This is a genomic window from Ferrovibrio sp., from assembly GCF_029255545.1.
Classification (GTDB): Bacteria; Pseudomonadota; Alphaproteobacteria; order Ferrovibrionales; family Ferrovibrionaceae; genus Ferrovibrio.
This window is the reverse complement of the sequence record NZ_JANLJJ010000042.1, coordinates 2,208-14,812: the sequence shown is the minus strand read 5'-3', so window position 1 is coordinate 14,812 and position 12,605 is coordinate 2,208. Positions and strand designations below refer to the sequence as shown.

The window sequence follows — 12,605 nt, the reverse complement described above, 5'->3', positions numbered from 1 at the left end:
ATGGCGCTGAACGATGGAGATTTCGCCGCCGAGATGCGCCAGCGTTTCGGCGATGGTTACGGCGCGACGCGCATTCTGGGGCCGCGCTGGTCCTATCCGCTCACCTTCCTGCTGGCTCAGCGGTATACCGATCATCGTCTGGTGTTGATTGGCGATGCCGCCCACGGCATCCATCCCATCGCCGGCCAGGGCCTCAATCTCGGCCTGCGCGACATCGCCGCCCTGACAGAGGCGCTGGTGGAGGCGAAACGGCTCGGCCTCGATATCGGCCGTATCGACGTGCTGGATCGCTATGAGCGCTGGCGCCGGTTCGACAACGTGGTGCTCTCGGCGGTCACCGACGGCCTGACCCGGCTGTTCTCCAACGACATCGCGCCGATCCGCATCGCCCGCGATCTGGGGCTGGGGGTGGTGGAGCGCATCGCGCCGCTGAAAAAACTGTTCATGCGCCATGCCATGGGCGATGTGGGGCAACTGCCCCGCTTGCTGCGCGGCGAAAAACTGGGCTGAACGCAAAAAAACGCAAATTCCGGTACGGTTTCCGGGCGCTGGAACGTCCTTAGATGGGGAAGTCCTGTCTTCTGCCATCCGGAGCCGTCCATGAGCGTGAAAACCTTCAAGATCTGGTATCTGACCCATAAATGGACCAGCCTGATCTGCACGGCTTTCATGCTGCTGCTCTGCATCACCGGCCTGCCGTTGATTTTCCATCATGAGATCGAGCATCTGCTGGGAGATGCCATCGAGGCTCCGGCCCTGCCGGCCGGCACGCCGCTGACCTCGCTGGATTCTGTTGTCGCGACGGCGCAGCAGGCCAGGCCCGACGAAAAACCGCTATTCGTTTCCTGGGACCCGGATGAAGCGGAACTGGTTTTCGTCACCACCGCCAAGTCGCCGACCGAAACCACGGATTTCCATTTCCTCGCCCTGGATGCGCGCACCGCCCAGATCCTGAAAGCTGATTCCTCCGACCAGCTCGATTTCATGCGGGTGATGTTCCGCCTGCATGTCGACCTGTTCGCCGGCCTGCCGGGCATGCTGTTCCTCGGCTTCATGGGGCTATTGTTCGTGGTCGCCATCGTCACCGGCGTCGCCGTCTATGGTCCGCTGATGCGCAAGCTGGATTTCGGCACCGTGCGCAAACAGCGCTCGACCCGCATCAAATGGCTCGATCTGCACAACATGTTGGGTATCGTCACGCTGGTCTGGGCCCTGGTGGTGGGCGGTACCGGCGTGATCAACACCTGGGCCGACCTGATCTTCAAATACTGGCAGCATGACCAACTCGCCGCCATGGTGGCGCCCTATGCCGGCCAGCCGGTGCCGCAAGGCCTGGGGTCGCTGCAGGCTGCCGTCGAGACCGCGCATCGTGCCGTGCCGGGCTCCACGCCGCGCTTCGTCGCTTTTCCCGGCACCAATTTCTCCAGCCCGCATCATTATGCGGTGTTCATGCGCGGCGACACGCCACTGACCAGCCGGCTGTTGCAGCCTGTGCTGGTCGATGCCGTCACCGCCGAACTCACCGACACGCGCAAGCTGCCCTGGTATGCTGCCACCCTGCTGGTGTCGCAGCCGTTGCATTTCGGCGATTACGGCGGATTCCCGCTGCAGGTGATCTGGGCGCTGCTGGATGTCGTCACCATCATCGTACTGGGCAGCGGGCTGTATCTGTGGCTGGCGCGCCGGCGCAGCAATCCGGTCGAGCAGCGCATCGCTGAGCTGGAGCGCGAGGCGGCGATCGCGCCGGCTCTGGGAAGCGCGGAATGAAAAGCCCATTCCTGCATCTATGGGGCATGCCGATCCTGCTCGGCATCTTCAGTGCGATCGGCTTGGTCTCGGCGCTGGTCGCCGATGGCCTCGGCGACCTGCTGTCGTGGCTGACACTGGGTCTGCTGGTGCTGCTGATGGCCTGGTGCTGGCTGAAACCGGCGCGGTAGGTCAGGAGCACCGCGGTTCGCGGCGCGTGTTTCTCTTCACCGCTGCGGTTCGCGGCTGAGGCCCCGTTCCTCCAGCCGCTTCAGGTAATCGGCCCAGAGGGCGTCCTGATCGTGGCCGCGGTCGTAGAACCATTCCCAGCTGTAGAGGCCAGTATCGTGCAGATCGTCGAATTTCAGGCGCACGGCATAGGTGCCGACCGGCTCGATGCCGATGATGCCGACATGGCGGCGGCCGGGCACCAGGGTCTTCTGGCCGGCGCCATGGCCCTGCACCTCCGCCGAGGGGCTTTCGATGCGCAGGAATTCCGACGTGAACGCAAAACTCTTGCCATCGGCAAAGACGACTTCCAGCCGCTTCTCCGCCGAGATGTAGCGCAGGTCGGTGCAGGCCGGCCGCCCGGCCTGCTGGTAGGGTGAGTTGGGATTCACGCTTTTACTTACTGGGCGTGGGGCGGGCGGTCGTCGATCTGGCGCGCCTCGTCGACCAGCATGATCGGGATGCCGTCGCGGATCGGGAAAGCCAGGCCGGCTTTATCGCTGACCAGCTCGTTGCGGGCGCGGTCATAGGTTAGCGGGCCCTTGGTGACGGGGCAGACCAGCAGTTCGAGCAGCTTGGGATCGACCGGGGCCGGATTCTGCGCATCGCTCATCGTCATCTCCTTCAGTTCAATACGGTGCCGCGCCTCGGGCCGGTCATTTCCAGCAGGGCCATTTCCAGCAGGGTGGTCAGCATGGTGGCGCGGGCCGGGAAATCCTGGGCTTCCAGCAAAGCCTGTTTCTCGCCGGGCGTGAACGGGCAGATCATGGCCAGCGAATGCACCAGCAGGTCGTCGCTGGCCGCATTGATCGAATCCCAGTCGGCCGGCAGATTGTGCCGCTCGCAATAGCCGCGCAGGGCGTTGAGCAGCCGCGTGCGGTCGCATTGCCCGTCAGGCGCCGGCGTCATGTCATCGGCATAGGGCGCGTAATCGGCCTCCACCTGGCGATAGAGCGTGCCGGTATCCTCCAGTTCGCGGCCAATCCCGAAGCGGCACAGGCCGCGCAGAGTGATCAGGATACGGCCATCATCGGTTTCGGCTGCCGAGACGATCTGCCCGACGCAGCCGATGTGATAGACATCCTGGCGCTTGTGGCGGCTTTCGGCCTCGGTCGGCTGGATCATGCCGATCAGCTTGCTGCCTTGGATGGCGTCGCGCGTCATCGCCAGGTAGCGCGGCTCGAAGATGTTGAGCGGCAGCAGGCCGCGCGGCAGCAGCAGCACGCCGGTCAGCGGGAAGATCGGGATGGTGCCGCTGAGCTCGACGACGGAACCCAGCACCGGTTCTGGCGCGGGTGCGTCGCTCATGCGAACAGGATGGAGGACAGCCGGCGGCGCGCGTCGACGGTGATCGGGTCCATCGGCCCCAGCGCCTCGAACATCTTCACCAGCTGCTTGCGCGCGGCTTCCTCGTTCCATTTGCGGTCGCGTTTGACGATGTCGAGCAGCTGGTCGACGGCGTCCTGCGGCCGGTTGGCGCCATGCAGCGCCAGCGCGTAGTCGTAGCGCGCCTGATGGTCGTTCGGGTTGGCGGCGACGGCGGCTTCCAGCGGCTTGAGCTGGTGCGCGGCATGCGAGCCCTCCTCATGCAGCTGCAGCACCGAGCGGGCGGCATGCACGTCGGCATGGTCCTTCTGCGCCTCGGGCACCTGGGCCAGCACTTCCTTGGCTTCCTCGATTTCGCCCATGCCGATCAGGGCGCGGGCCAGACCACCCAGGGCGGCCGGATTTTCCGGCTCGGTGCCCAGGGCGGTGGAGAAGGCCTGCGCGGCTTCCGCCCAGTCCTGCGCCGCCAGGGCGGCCTTGCCGGCCTCGATCGCCTGCGCGGCCGTGTCTTCCACCGCGCCGCCGGCCAGGCCCTCGACGAATTTCTTCAGCTGGCTTTCCGGCAGGGCGCCAACGAAGCCGTCCACCGGCTGGCCCTTGGAAAAGGCGTAGACGGCCGGGATCGACTGGATGCGCAGCTGCTGGGCCAGCGGCTGGTTTTTCGGATCATCCACGTTGACCTTCACCAGGCGCAGCTTGCCGTTGGCGGCCTTGACGATCTTTTCCAGCATCGGCCCGAGCGTCTTGCAGGGGCCGCACCAGGGCGCCCAGAAATCCACCAGCACGGGCACGGTCATCGAGGCCTGCACCACATCCTGCATGAAGGTGGTGATATCGGAATCCTTGATCAGGTCGGCGCCAGCAGAAGCGGCGGAACCGGTGGTGGGATTGGGCATGAGGTCCATGGCGGCGGTCATCGCAATCTGAAGGAAAGGGCTCGGTTGGCTCAGAGATAATGGCGCGGCAGTGAAAAGCCAACAGCCGGCCGCCGCAAATGCCGACAGGCATGCCGAAAATATAGGCAGCCGGCCGGCTGCGGCAAGCGCGCGACTCGGCAATTTGCCATGGTACGTCTCTTGCTACGCATTGCAGGCGCATGACCCCGGACCGGATCGACATTGCCTGGATGCTGGTCGCGACTTGTATGATTTTTGTCATGCAAGCCGGCTTCTGCTGCCTTGAGAGCGGCTATGTGCGGGCCAAGAACAGCATCAACGTAGCGTTGAAGAACCTGGCCGATTTCTGCATCGCCGCCTTGCTGTTCTGGGCCTTTGGCTTTGCGCTGGCCTTCGGCAATGGCGAGGCCGGGCTGTTCGGCCTGACCCACTGGTTCTTCGACGGCCGCGGCGACATATCCACCAGCCTCTTCTCGGGCAGCTTCTTCCTGTTCCAGCTGATGTTCTGCGGCACCGCCGCCACCATCGTCTCCGGCGCCATCGCCGAGCGGGTCGGCTTCGGCAGCTATATCGGCATCACCATCGTGATCTCGGGCCTGATTTACCCGGTTTATGCCCACTGGGCCTGGAATACTGGCCAGTTCGGCGGCGCGCCCGGCTGGCTGGCCGCGCTGGGCTTCATCGATTTCGCCGGTTCCAGCGTGGTGCATTCGATTGGCGGCTGGGTTTCGCTGGCCGCCGTGCTGATCATCGGTCCGCGCGCCGGCCGCTTCCTGCCCGGCCTGCCCAGCATCCGTGGCCATGATCTGGTGATGTCGACGCTTGGCACCATGCTGCTGTGGTTCGGCTGGTTCGGCTTCAATGGCGGCAGCACGTTGGCCCTGAACGAAACCGTGCCGGGCATCCTGATCAACACCACATTGGGCGGCTGCGCCGGCGGTGTCACCGGGCTGCTCGTCTCGCAGGTGGTCTATAACCGCATCCGGGTCGAGGATTTCCTCAATGGCACGCTCGCCGGCCTGGTCGCCATCACTGCCAATTGCCACAACACGTCGGGTTTGAGCGCGGTGATCATCGGCGCCGTTGGCGGCCTGGTGGCGATGGCGGCGGCGGAAGTCATGGAGCGGCTGAAGCTGGACGATGCCGTCGGCGCCGTGCCGGTGCATCTGGCCGCCGGCATCTGGGGCACGCTGGCGGTGGCCCTGTTCGGCGATCCCGCCGGCTGGCCGGCCACCGCGACGGGCCTGCCGCATGACCGCATGACCCAGCTCGGCATCCAGGCGCTGGGCTGCCTGGCCGCCGGCCTCTACGGCTTCGGCGTCACCTTCATCCTGCTGCGCGCCATCAACCGTATCTTCCCGCTGCGCGTCTCGACCGAGGCCGAGATGGTCGGGCTGAACCAGGCCGAGCACGGTGCCGGCTCGGCCATGCTCGACCTGGTCAACGACATGGAGCGCCACCGCCGCGAAGGCCGCTTCGACCAGCCGGTGCGCGTCGCGGGCGGCTCCGAGGTCGAACCCATCGCGCTGCAGTACAACCGCGTGATCGCCCGCGTCACCCGCGACGCCGAAGCCTTGCGCCGCGCCATCGAGGACCTGAAGCGCGCCAAGGCGGCGGCCGAGGAAGCCAGCAATGCCAAATCCGCCTTCCTCGGCAACATGAGCCACGAGCTGCGCACGCCGCTCAATGCCGTGATCGGTTTTTCCGAAATCCTCACCGGCGAATTGTTCGGGCCGCTTGGCGACCAGCGCTATCGCGAATATGCCAGCGACATCCTGGCCAGTGGCCGCCATCTGCTCAGTCTGGTCAACGACCTGCTGGATCACACCCGCATCGAGGCCGGTCAGGTGATGCTGCATGATGCCGAGCTGGACGTGGCCGAGCAATGCGAGGCGGCTTTGCGCATGATGCGCGAACGCGCCGCCGCCGGCGACGTGAAATTGTATTCCGATTACGCCGAGGCCCTGCCCGAGCTGATGGCCGACGAGCGCGCCCTGCGCCAGATCCTGCTCAACCTGCTGGGCAATGCGGTGAAATTCACCCCGCCGGGCGGCCAGGTGGCCTTAAGCGTGCGGCAGGAGGAAGACGGCCGGCTGGCGATTGCCGTCTCGGATACCGGCATCGGCATGAAGAAGGAAGACGTGCCGCGCGCGCTCGAGCCCTTCGTGCAGTTGCACGACCACCTGAACAAATCCTATGGCGGCACCGGGCTGGGCCTGCCGATGGTGCAGGCGCTGATCCGCCTGCATGGCGGCACCATCACCATCGCCAGCCGCGAAGGCGACGGCACCACCGTGACGGTGCGCTTTCCGCGCCGCCGCGTGGTGCGGGTCAGCGCGGCGGCGGACTAGGCGGCCGATTAGGCGGCGCGTTTCTTCTGCCGGTCCAGGTCGCGGCCCACCGCCAGCATGTGGCGGCGCAGCCAGGTCGAGCCCGGATCGTTCTGGTTGCGGGTCGGCCAGAACAGGAATTCCTCGTCGCCATCGGGCTGGACCGGCGGCGTCGCGCTTACCAGTCCAAGCTGGTCGCTCAGGCTGCCGATCAGCCGGCCCGGCACGAAGGCAACCAGGTCGCTGCGCGCCACGGTATGCAGCGCCTGCAGGTAACTCGGCACGCTGAGCGCGATGCGGCGATGGATGCCACGCGCCAGCAGCCAGGTATCGATCGGATCCTCGGCGAGGCCGCGGCCGATCACCGCCACATGGCGCGCCTTGAGGAACACCTCCATCCGCCTGAGCTTCGCCGCCTGCGGATGGCCACGCCGTACCGCCAGGCTGTCGCTATCGCCGAACAGGCGCTGGCGGTGGAAGCCGGGAAAGGCATCCGGGTGGCAGTTGATCACCAGGTCGACATGGCGCGGAAAATCCTCCGCGCGCAACGCGGCGCCGCGCCACGGCGTCACGTCCAGCCGCACGCCGGGCGCTTCCTCGGTCATGCGCGCCATCAGCGGCGCCAGCACCAGGTTCACCACATGGTCGGGGATCATCAATGCAAAGCGGCGCTGGCTGGTGGCCGGGTCGAAACCATCGGCGACGAACAACCCGCGCACCTGCTCCAGCGTCTGTTTCAGCGGCGCGCGCAGGCCCTGCGCCCGTGGCGTCAGCTCCATGCGTGGCCCCACCCGCACCAGCAGCGGATCGTCCAGGATCTCGCGCAGGCGGCGCAGGGCATGGCTCATCGCCGGCTGCGACAGGCCGATGCGCGTGGCCGCCCGGCTGACGCTGGCATCGCTCAGCAGGGCGTCCAGCGCCACCAGCAGGTTGAGGTCGAGGGCCGCTAAATTCATGACATGAATATATATCATGCCAAGCATCGATTGGAAGAATGGTATTGGCGACCGCATCATGGCCGCGGATGACAAGGAGACCACCCGCCATGACCAATCAATCCCGCATGCCGCCCCCGCGCATCGAACCGGTTGCCCCGCCCTATGCCCCAGACGTGCAGGCGGCGCTGGCGCGACTGCCGGCCGACTGGAATCCGCCATTCACGGTGTTCACCGTGCTGGCGCAGGACCCCGATCTGCTGGTGCGCTTCCTGCGCGGCGCGCCGGCCTACCGCCCCGACGCGAAGCTGAGCCTGCGCCAGCGCGAGGTGCTGCTGCATCGCGTCACCGCCAATGCCCGCTGCCAGTATGAATGGGGGCTGCGCGCGCATTTCTTCAGCCGGCAGGCGGGCCTGAGCGATGACCAGATGTTTTCCACCGTCTACGGCAACGCGGAGGATCCGTGCTGGACGAATGATGAGGACCGCCTGCTGATCCGCCTGGCCGACGAGTTGCATGCCCGCTGCGACATCGCCGATGGATTATGGGGCGAATTGCGCGCCGCCTTCAGCGAGGGCGCCATGCTCGAGGCCCTGCTGCTGGCCGGCTATTACCGCACGGTGGCCTATCTGGCCAACGGCCTGCGCCTGCCGCCCGAGCCCGGTCTCTGCCGGCCCTTTCCCATGGCCAAAGCGGCGCAGGGAGCCGCCGCATGAGCGCCGCCGCCAACAAGCAGATCCTGCAGCAGGCTTTCGCCCGCACGGCGCAAGGCGAAGGACGCGCCTTCGTCGACATCCTGGCCGAGGATGCCGTCTGGATCACGCTGGGCGACACCGCCTGGTCGAAACGCTTCGAGGGCAAGGCGGCGATCCTGCGCGACCTGCTCGGGCCGCTGCGCGCGCGGTTCAGCCAGCCCAACCGCGTGCGGGCCGAGCGCTTCATCGCCGAGGGCGACATGGTGGCGGTCGAGGCGCGGGGCGATGCCGTTACCAATGACGGCCAGCCCTATCGCAACCGCTATTGCCTGGTCTGCCGGATGCGCGACGGCAAGGTGGTTGAGCTCACCGAATATGCCGATACCGCGCTGATCGACCGCGTGCTGGGGCCGCCCGGGCCGGCCATCCGGGTTTAATCCGGTCAGGCCAGCGCCGTCTGCCGTTCCAGGTTGATCGCGGTCAGCCGCCGCACGGTTTCGCGGTCGATGCCGGCCTTAAGCCGCGCCCTGCGCATCGAACGGCGTTTTCCAGTCGAAGGCATGCGCGGTGGTTATGGCCCTGCCGGCCGCCGCCGCGCGACCGCGATGCCCAGCGCGACGAACAGCACGAAGGTGATGCCCTGCGCCACCGCGAAGGGCGGCTCCGACTGCGTCGGCGCCAGGGCGTTCAGGGCCGCCACCTTCAGAAAGGCCTGGGCGATCAGCACGAAAACCAGGAAATACAGCCCCGTCACGGCGCTGACCCCATAGATGCGCCGCCACGGGCCACGAAGCTGGAAGCGATAGCGCGCCAGCGCCGCCACCGCCAGCACGATGATCGACAGCACGCCGATCACATGGGCGGGCATCAGCCGCAGATAGGGAAAGCCGAAGCCGGTGATGCTGGTCAGCGCCGCGCTGGTCAGGAACAGCGTATTCCAGACCGGCTGGCGCTCGCGCCCGAACAGGCCCGCCACCGCGACGATGCCGGCGACGATGGCGATCAGGCTCAGGATGGTGTGGAAAGCGGTATAGCTCGGCAGGTCGAGGAACATGAGGTTGCTTTGGTCCGGGTGGGGCTGCGACCATCATGCCCCAGCCCGCGCCAGCCGGCAGCGTTTTTTACAGCAGCCCGATCCGCGCCTCGACGACATGACGCAGCGCCCCGGCATGCGGCGGGACGCCGGCAGGCGGCGCGAGCCCAAGATCGCCATGCAGGGATGCGGGCGCGGGGCCATCGGGCTCCGGCCCGGCCCGCCGAGGGCGCCAATGCAGGAGGGGCAGAAGGAATCGGGGCAGGGATAGGCGAGGCAGCGTTAGGTCCATGGGGCGATCCGAAAAAAGCTGCCCGCAGATTGCGCTCCGTCGATTTCCGTGAAAATAAGCCTCTGATTTGATATATTATCCCGATTATTGGGAGAATGTAGGCCAAGGACCCATGTCTGAGATCGAGGATTACCGGGCCTTCGTGGCCATCGTCGAGCGCGGCAGCCTCACCGCCGCCGCCGCCCAGCTCGGCCGTTCGCTGCAGGCGGTCAGCCGTTCGCTGCAGATGCTGGAAGACCAGCTCGGCGTCGAACTGGTGGCGCGCACCACCCGGCGCTGCCGCCCCACCCAGGCGGGCGAGGATTTCCATCGCCGCCTGAAAGGCATCCTCGCCGATCTCGACTCCGCCCGCGCGGCCGTGGCCGAGGAAGGCGCGTTGATCTCGGGCCGCATCCGCGTGGCGGCCTCCTCGCGTTTCGGCGTGGCCTATGTGCTGCCGATCATGGCCGCTTTCATGGAGCGCCATCCGGGCGTCGAGATCGATCTCTCGCTGGACGATCGCTACGTCGATCTGCTGGCCGAGAATTTCGATCTCTCGGTGCAGTTCGGGCAACTCTCCGATTCATCGCTGAAGGCGAAACGCCTGGGCCTGATCCGCCGCGTGGTGTTCGCATCGCCGCGCTATCTCGCCGCCCATGGCCGGCCAACCACGCCGGCTGATCTGAAGCAGCATGATTGCGTGGCGCGATTGACGCATCACAGCACCGATACCTGGCGATTCGGCGAGGGCGCGGCCGAGGTCGAGATTCCGGTGAAGGGCCGCTTCCGCTCGGATTCCGCGCCGGCGCGCATCGCCGCCGTGGTGGAAGGATTGGGCATCGGCCTTGCGCCGCTTTACCAGATCCGCCCCCTGCTCGATGCCGGCCAGGTGGAAGTACTGCTGCCGGGCTTTGAGCCGACGCTGACGCCCGTGCATCTGGTCTGGCTGCCCGGCACGATGCCTTTGCGCCTGCGCCGCCTGATCGATTTCATCGCGACGCGGCTGTCGCTGGCGGGAGTGTGATCAGGTCAGGCCGATCACAATCTTCCCAAACGCCGCGCCCTTGCCCATATGGCGATAGGCGTCGCGCACGCCGGGTTCTGAAAATTCGAAATGGCTGTCGATCACCGGCTTGGTTTTTGCCACGGCCATGGCGCGCAGCATGGCGTCCAGGCCTTCCTTGCTGCCCACGGTCACGCCCTGCAACCGGATCTGCTGCATCACCACCAGCGGGATATGCAGGTCGTTGCTGGGGCCTGACAGCACGCCGATCATGCTGATCACGCCGCCAGGCCGGATGGCGCGGATCGATTGCATCAGCGTGCCGGCGCCGCCCAGTTCCACGATATGGTCCAGGCCGGCACCATTGGTCATGGCGCGCGCCGCCTTGCCCCAGTCGGGATTGGCCTTGTAGTTGATGCCGTGATCGGCGCCGAGTTTTTTCGCCATTTCCAGCTTGGCGTCGCTTGAGGACGTGACGATCACTTCCGCGCCACAGAGTTTGGCGAATTGCAGCGCGAACAGCGCCACGCCGCCGGTGCCCTGGATCAGCACGCGTTCGCCCGGCTGCACGCGGCCCATTGTGACGATGGCGCTCCAGGCCGTGAGCGCGGCGCAGGGCAGGGCGGCGGCCTCGGCATAGCTCAGGTGATCGGGGATTTTCGCCAGCGCGTTGGCGGGAAAGATGCGCTGCTCGCACAGCCAGCCGTCATACGGCCCGCCCATCGAGACGCTGAATTTCTCCACGCTGGGTTCGCCGGCCAGCCAGGCGGGAAAAAAATGCCCCAGCACGCGGTCGCCGGGTTTGAAGGTCGTCACGCCGGGGCCCACCGCCACCACCTCGCCGGCGCCGTCGGAAACCGGGATCAGTGGCAGCTTCTGGCGCGGGTTATAGCTGCCCTGCGCCATCAGCCAGTCGCGGAAATTCAGCGAACAGGCCTTCACCGCCACCAGCACGTCGCCGGGCTGCAGGTCCGTGCCCGGCTCCGGCCAGGGGCGTTCCGCAAGGGTAAGCTGGTCGACGCTGAACCCGCGCAGTTCGATGACGCGCATGCAATCCTCCCGGTTTTATCCCGGCCGCGATTGTGCGGCAGGCATTCCGGCCCGTCCAGTCTGTGTTAGGATCAACGCGAGATCGCTACAGGAGGCCGCGCCCCATGCCGACGCTTTTGGTCAATGGCTTGAATCTCGACGTGCTGGCGGAAGACGACATGCCGCTGCTCTGGGTGCTGCGCGACATGCTGAACCTCACCGGCACGAAATACGGCTGCGGCATCGCCGCCTGCGGCGCCTGCACCGTGCTGATCGACGGCCAGCCGGTGCGCTCGTGTTCCTATCCGCTCTCGGCCGTGGGCGAGGGCAAGATCGTCACCATCGAGGGCCTGTCGCCCGATGCCTCGCACGCCGTGCAGCGTGCCTGGGCCGAACTCGACGTACCGCAATGCGGCTATTGCCAGTCGGGCCAGATCCTGGCCGCCGTGGCGTTGCTGAATGAAACACCGGAGCCAACGGACGCCGATATCGACGCGGCGATGACCAATATCTGCCGCTGCGGCACCTATCCCGCCATCCGCGCCGCCATTCACCGGGCAGCCGAACTGGCGAAGGGATAGATATAGCCGTCATGGCCGGGCTTGGCCCGGCCATCCACGATTTTCTATTTCGGTTCAACGTGGATGCCCGGGTCGAGCCCGGGCATGACGAAAAGACCGATTGCGCCTACGCCGCGAAACTGACCTCGCAGCGGCCCAGGCCTTCGGCCACGATCTCCACATGGTCGCCGGGTTTGGCCGGCAGCATGGCGAAGAAGGTGCCGGTCATGATCACGTCGCCGGCCTGCAGCGGCATCTCGTCGGCGGCCAGCCTGGCCGCCAGCCAGGCCAGCGCATGCAGCGGGTTGCCATAGACCATGTCGCCCTTGCCCTGTGTCACCGGCGCGCCGTTCACGCTCATGCTCATGCCCAAGCGCCGCAGGTCGAGGCCGTCCAATTTGCGCGCCGGATTGCCCAGCACGAAGGCGCCGCCGCCGGCATTGTCGGCCAGCAGGTCGAAGGGTTTGGCATCCAGATTCGCGATGCGGCAGCCCACCACCTCGATGGCCGGCACGGCATAGCCCACCGCGCGCAGCACATCCACCAGCGTCGG

The 12,605-nt window shown here is 66.4% G+C and carries 16 protein-coding genes; 8 read left to right on the top strand and 8 right to left on the bottom strand.

Annotation, left to right across the window (positions count from 1 at the left end; translation table 11 throughout):
- The 3 genes from Q1J79_RS08525 to Q1J79_RS08515 form a co-directional block, all read left to right on the top strand.
- Nucleotides 1-510, top strand: a 510-nt coding sequence (locus Q1J79_RS08525; protein WP_300299214.1) for an FAD-dependent monooxygenase, incomplete at its 5' end; no start/stop codon positions are given.
- 90 nt (nt 511-600) lie between these two features.
- Nucleotides 601-1,767, top strand: a complete 1,167-nt coding sequence (locus tag Q1J79_RS08520) for a PepSY domain-containing protein (RefSeq protein WP_300299212.1) — start codon at nt 601-603, stop codon at nt 1,765-1,767.
- Nucleotides 1,764-1,937, top strand: coding sequence for a hypothetical protein (locus Q1J79_RS08515; RefSeq protein ID WP_300299210.1), 174 nt, complete (start codon nt 1,764-1,766; stop codon nt 1,935-1,937). Before Q1J79_RS08520 ends, Q1J79_RS08515 begins: the two co-directional genes overlap by 4 nt.
- A gap of 36 nt (nt 1,938-1,973) precedes the next feature.
- On the opposite strand, the gene Q1J79_RS08510 is transcribed toward Q1J79_RS08515, so the two are convergent.
- Genes Q1J79_RS08510 through Q1J79_RS08495 form a run of 4 tightly spaced genes read right to left on the bottom strand, consistent with a single transcriptional unit; the run spans nt 1,974 to nt 4,217 of the window.
- Nucleotides 1,974-2,366: a gamma-butyrobetaine hydroxylase-like domain-containing protein gene (locus Q1J79_RS08510; RefSeq protein WP_367182975.1), complete on the bottom strand. Its 393-nt coding sequence runs from the start codon at nt 2,364-2,366 to the stop codon at nt 1,974-1,976.
- An 8-nt stretch (nt 2,367-2,374) separates the two neighbouring features.
- On the bottom strand, nt 2,375-2,587 hold the full coding sequence (locus tag Q1J79_RS08505) for a Trm112 family protein (RefSeq protein ID WP_300299208.1): 213 nt from the start codon (nt 2,585-2,587) through the stop codon (nt 2,375-2,377).
- 11 nt (nt 2,588-2,598) lie between these two features.
- Complete coding sequence (locus Q1J79_RS08500) at nt 2,599-3,282, bottom strand: LON peptidase substrate-binding domain-containing protein (protein WP_300299206.1); 684 nt, start codon at nt 3,280-3,282, stop codon at nt 2,599-2,601.
- On the bottom strand, nt 3,279-4,217 hold the full coding sequence (locus Q1J79_RS08495; RefSeq protein WP_300299204.1) for a co-chaperone YbbN: 939 nt from the start codon (nt 4,215-4,217) through the stop codon (nt 3,279-3,281). Before Q1J79_RS08495 ends, Q1J79_RS08500 begins: the two co-directional genes overlap by 4 nt.
- Nucleotides 4,218-4,396: 179 nt before the next feature.
- Between Q1J79_RS08495 and amt the strand changes: the two genes are divergently transcribed.
- Nucleotides 4,397-6,547 (top strand): ammonium transporter, encoded by a 2,151-nt coding sequence (gene amt, locus Q1J79_RS08490; protein ID WP_367182974.1) that lies wholly within the window; start codon nt 4,397-4,399, stop codon nt 6,545-6,547.
- A gap of 8 nt (nt 6,548-6,555) precedes the next feature.
- Here amt and Q1J79_RS08485 read toward each other — a convergent pair whose 3' ends face one another.
- Nucleotides 6,556-7,482, bottom strand: a complete 927-nt coding sequence (locus Q1J79_RS08485; RefSeq protein WP_300299202.1) for a LysR family transcriptional regulator — start codon at nt 7,480-7,482, stop codon at nt 6,556-6,558.
- 89 nt (nt 7,483-7,571) lie between these two features.
- On the opposite strand from Q1J79_RS08485, the gene Q1J79_RS08480 reads away from it, so the two are divergent.
- On the top strand, nt 7,572-8,177 hold the full coding sequence (locus Q1J79_RS08480) for a hypothetical protein (protein ID WP_300299200.1): 606 nt from the start codon (nt 7,572-7,574) through the stop codon (nt 8,175-8,177).
- The gene (locus Q1J79_RS08475; RefSeq protein ID WP_300299198.1) at nt 8,174-8,593 is read left to right on the top strand and encodes a nuclear transport factor 2 family protein; all 420 of its coding nucleotides are present in this window, start codon (nt 8,174-8,176) and stop codon (nt 8,591-8,593) included. The genes Q1J79_RS08480 and Q1J79_RS08475 overlap by 4 nt, the downstream gene beginning before the upstream one ends.
- A 134-nt stretch (nt 8,594-8,727) precedes the next feature.
- Here Q1J79_RS08475 and Q1J79_RS08470 read toward each other — a convergent pair whose 3' ends face one another.
- The gene (locus Q1J79_RS08470) at nt 8,728-9,210 is read right to left on the bottom strand and encodes a hypothetical protein (protein WP_300299196.1); all 483 of its coding nucleotides are present in this window, start codon (nt 9,208-9,210) and stop codon (nt 8,728-8,730) included.
- Nucleotides 9,211-9,593: 383 nt separating this feature from the next.
- Here Q1J79_RS08470 and Q1J79_RS08465 point away from each other — a divergent pair, with 383 nt between their 5' ends.
- Nucleotides 9,594-10,484, top strand: a complete 891-nt coding sequence (locus tag Q1J79_RS08465) for a LysR family transcriptional regulator (protein WP_300299194.1) — start codon at nt 9,594-9,596, stop codon at nt 10,482-10,484.
- Here the strand turns inward: Q1J79_RS08465 and Q1J79_RS08460 are convergent, their stop codons facing one another.
- Nucleotides 10,485-11,513, bottom strand: a complete 1,029-nt coding sequence (locus tag Q1J79_RS08460) for an NAD(P)-dependent alcohol dehydrogenase (RefSeq protein ID WP_300299192.1) — start codon at nt 11,511-11,513, stop codon at nt 10,485-10,487.
- 104 nt (nt 11,514-11,617) lie between these two features.
- Between Q1J79_RS08460 and Q1J79_RS08455 the strand changes: the two genes are divergently transcribed.
- The gene (locus Q1J79_RS08455; protein WP_300299190.1) at nt 11,618-12,073 is read left to right on the top strand and encodes a (2Fe-2S)-binding protein; all 456 of its coding nucleotides are present in this window, start codon (nt 11,618-11,620) and stop codon (nt 12,071-12,073) included.
- Nucleotides 12,074-12,179: 106 nt separating this feature from the next.
- Here Q1J79_RS08455 and Q1J79_RS08450 read toward each other — a convergent pair.
- A partial coding sequence (locus tag Q1J79_RS08450) for a fumarylacetoacetate hydrolase family protein (protein WP_300299188.1) occupies nt 12,180-12,605 on the bottom strand: 426 nt, incomplete at its 5' end.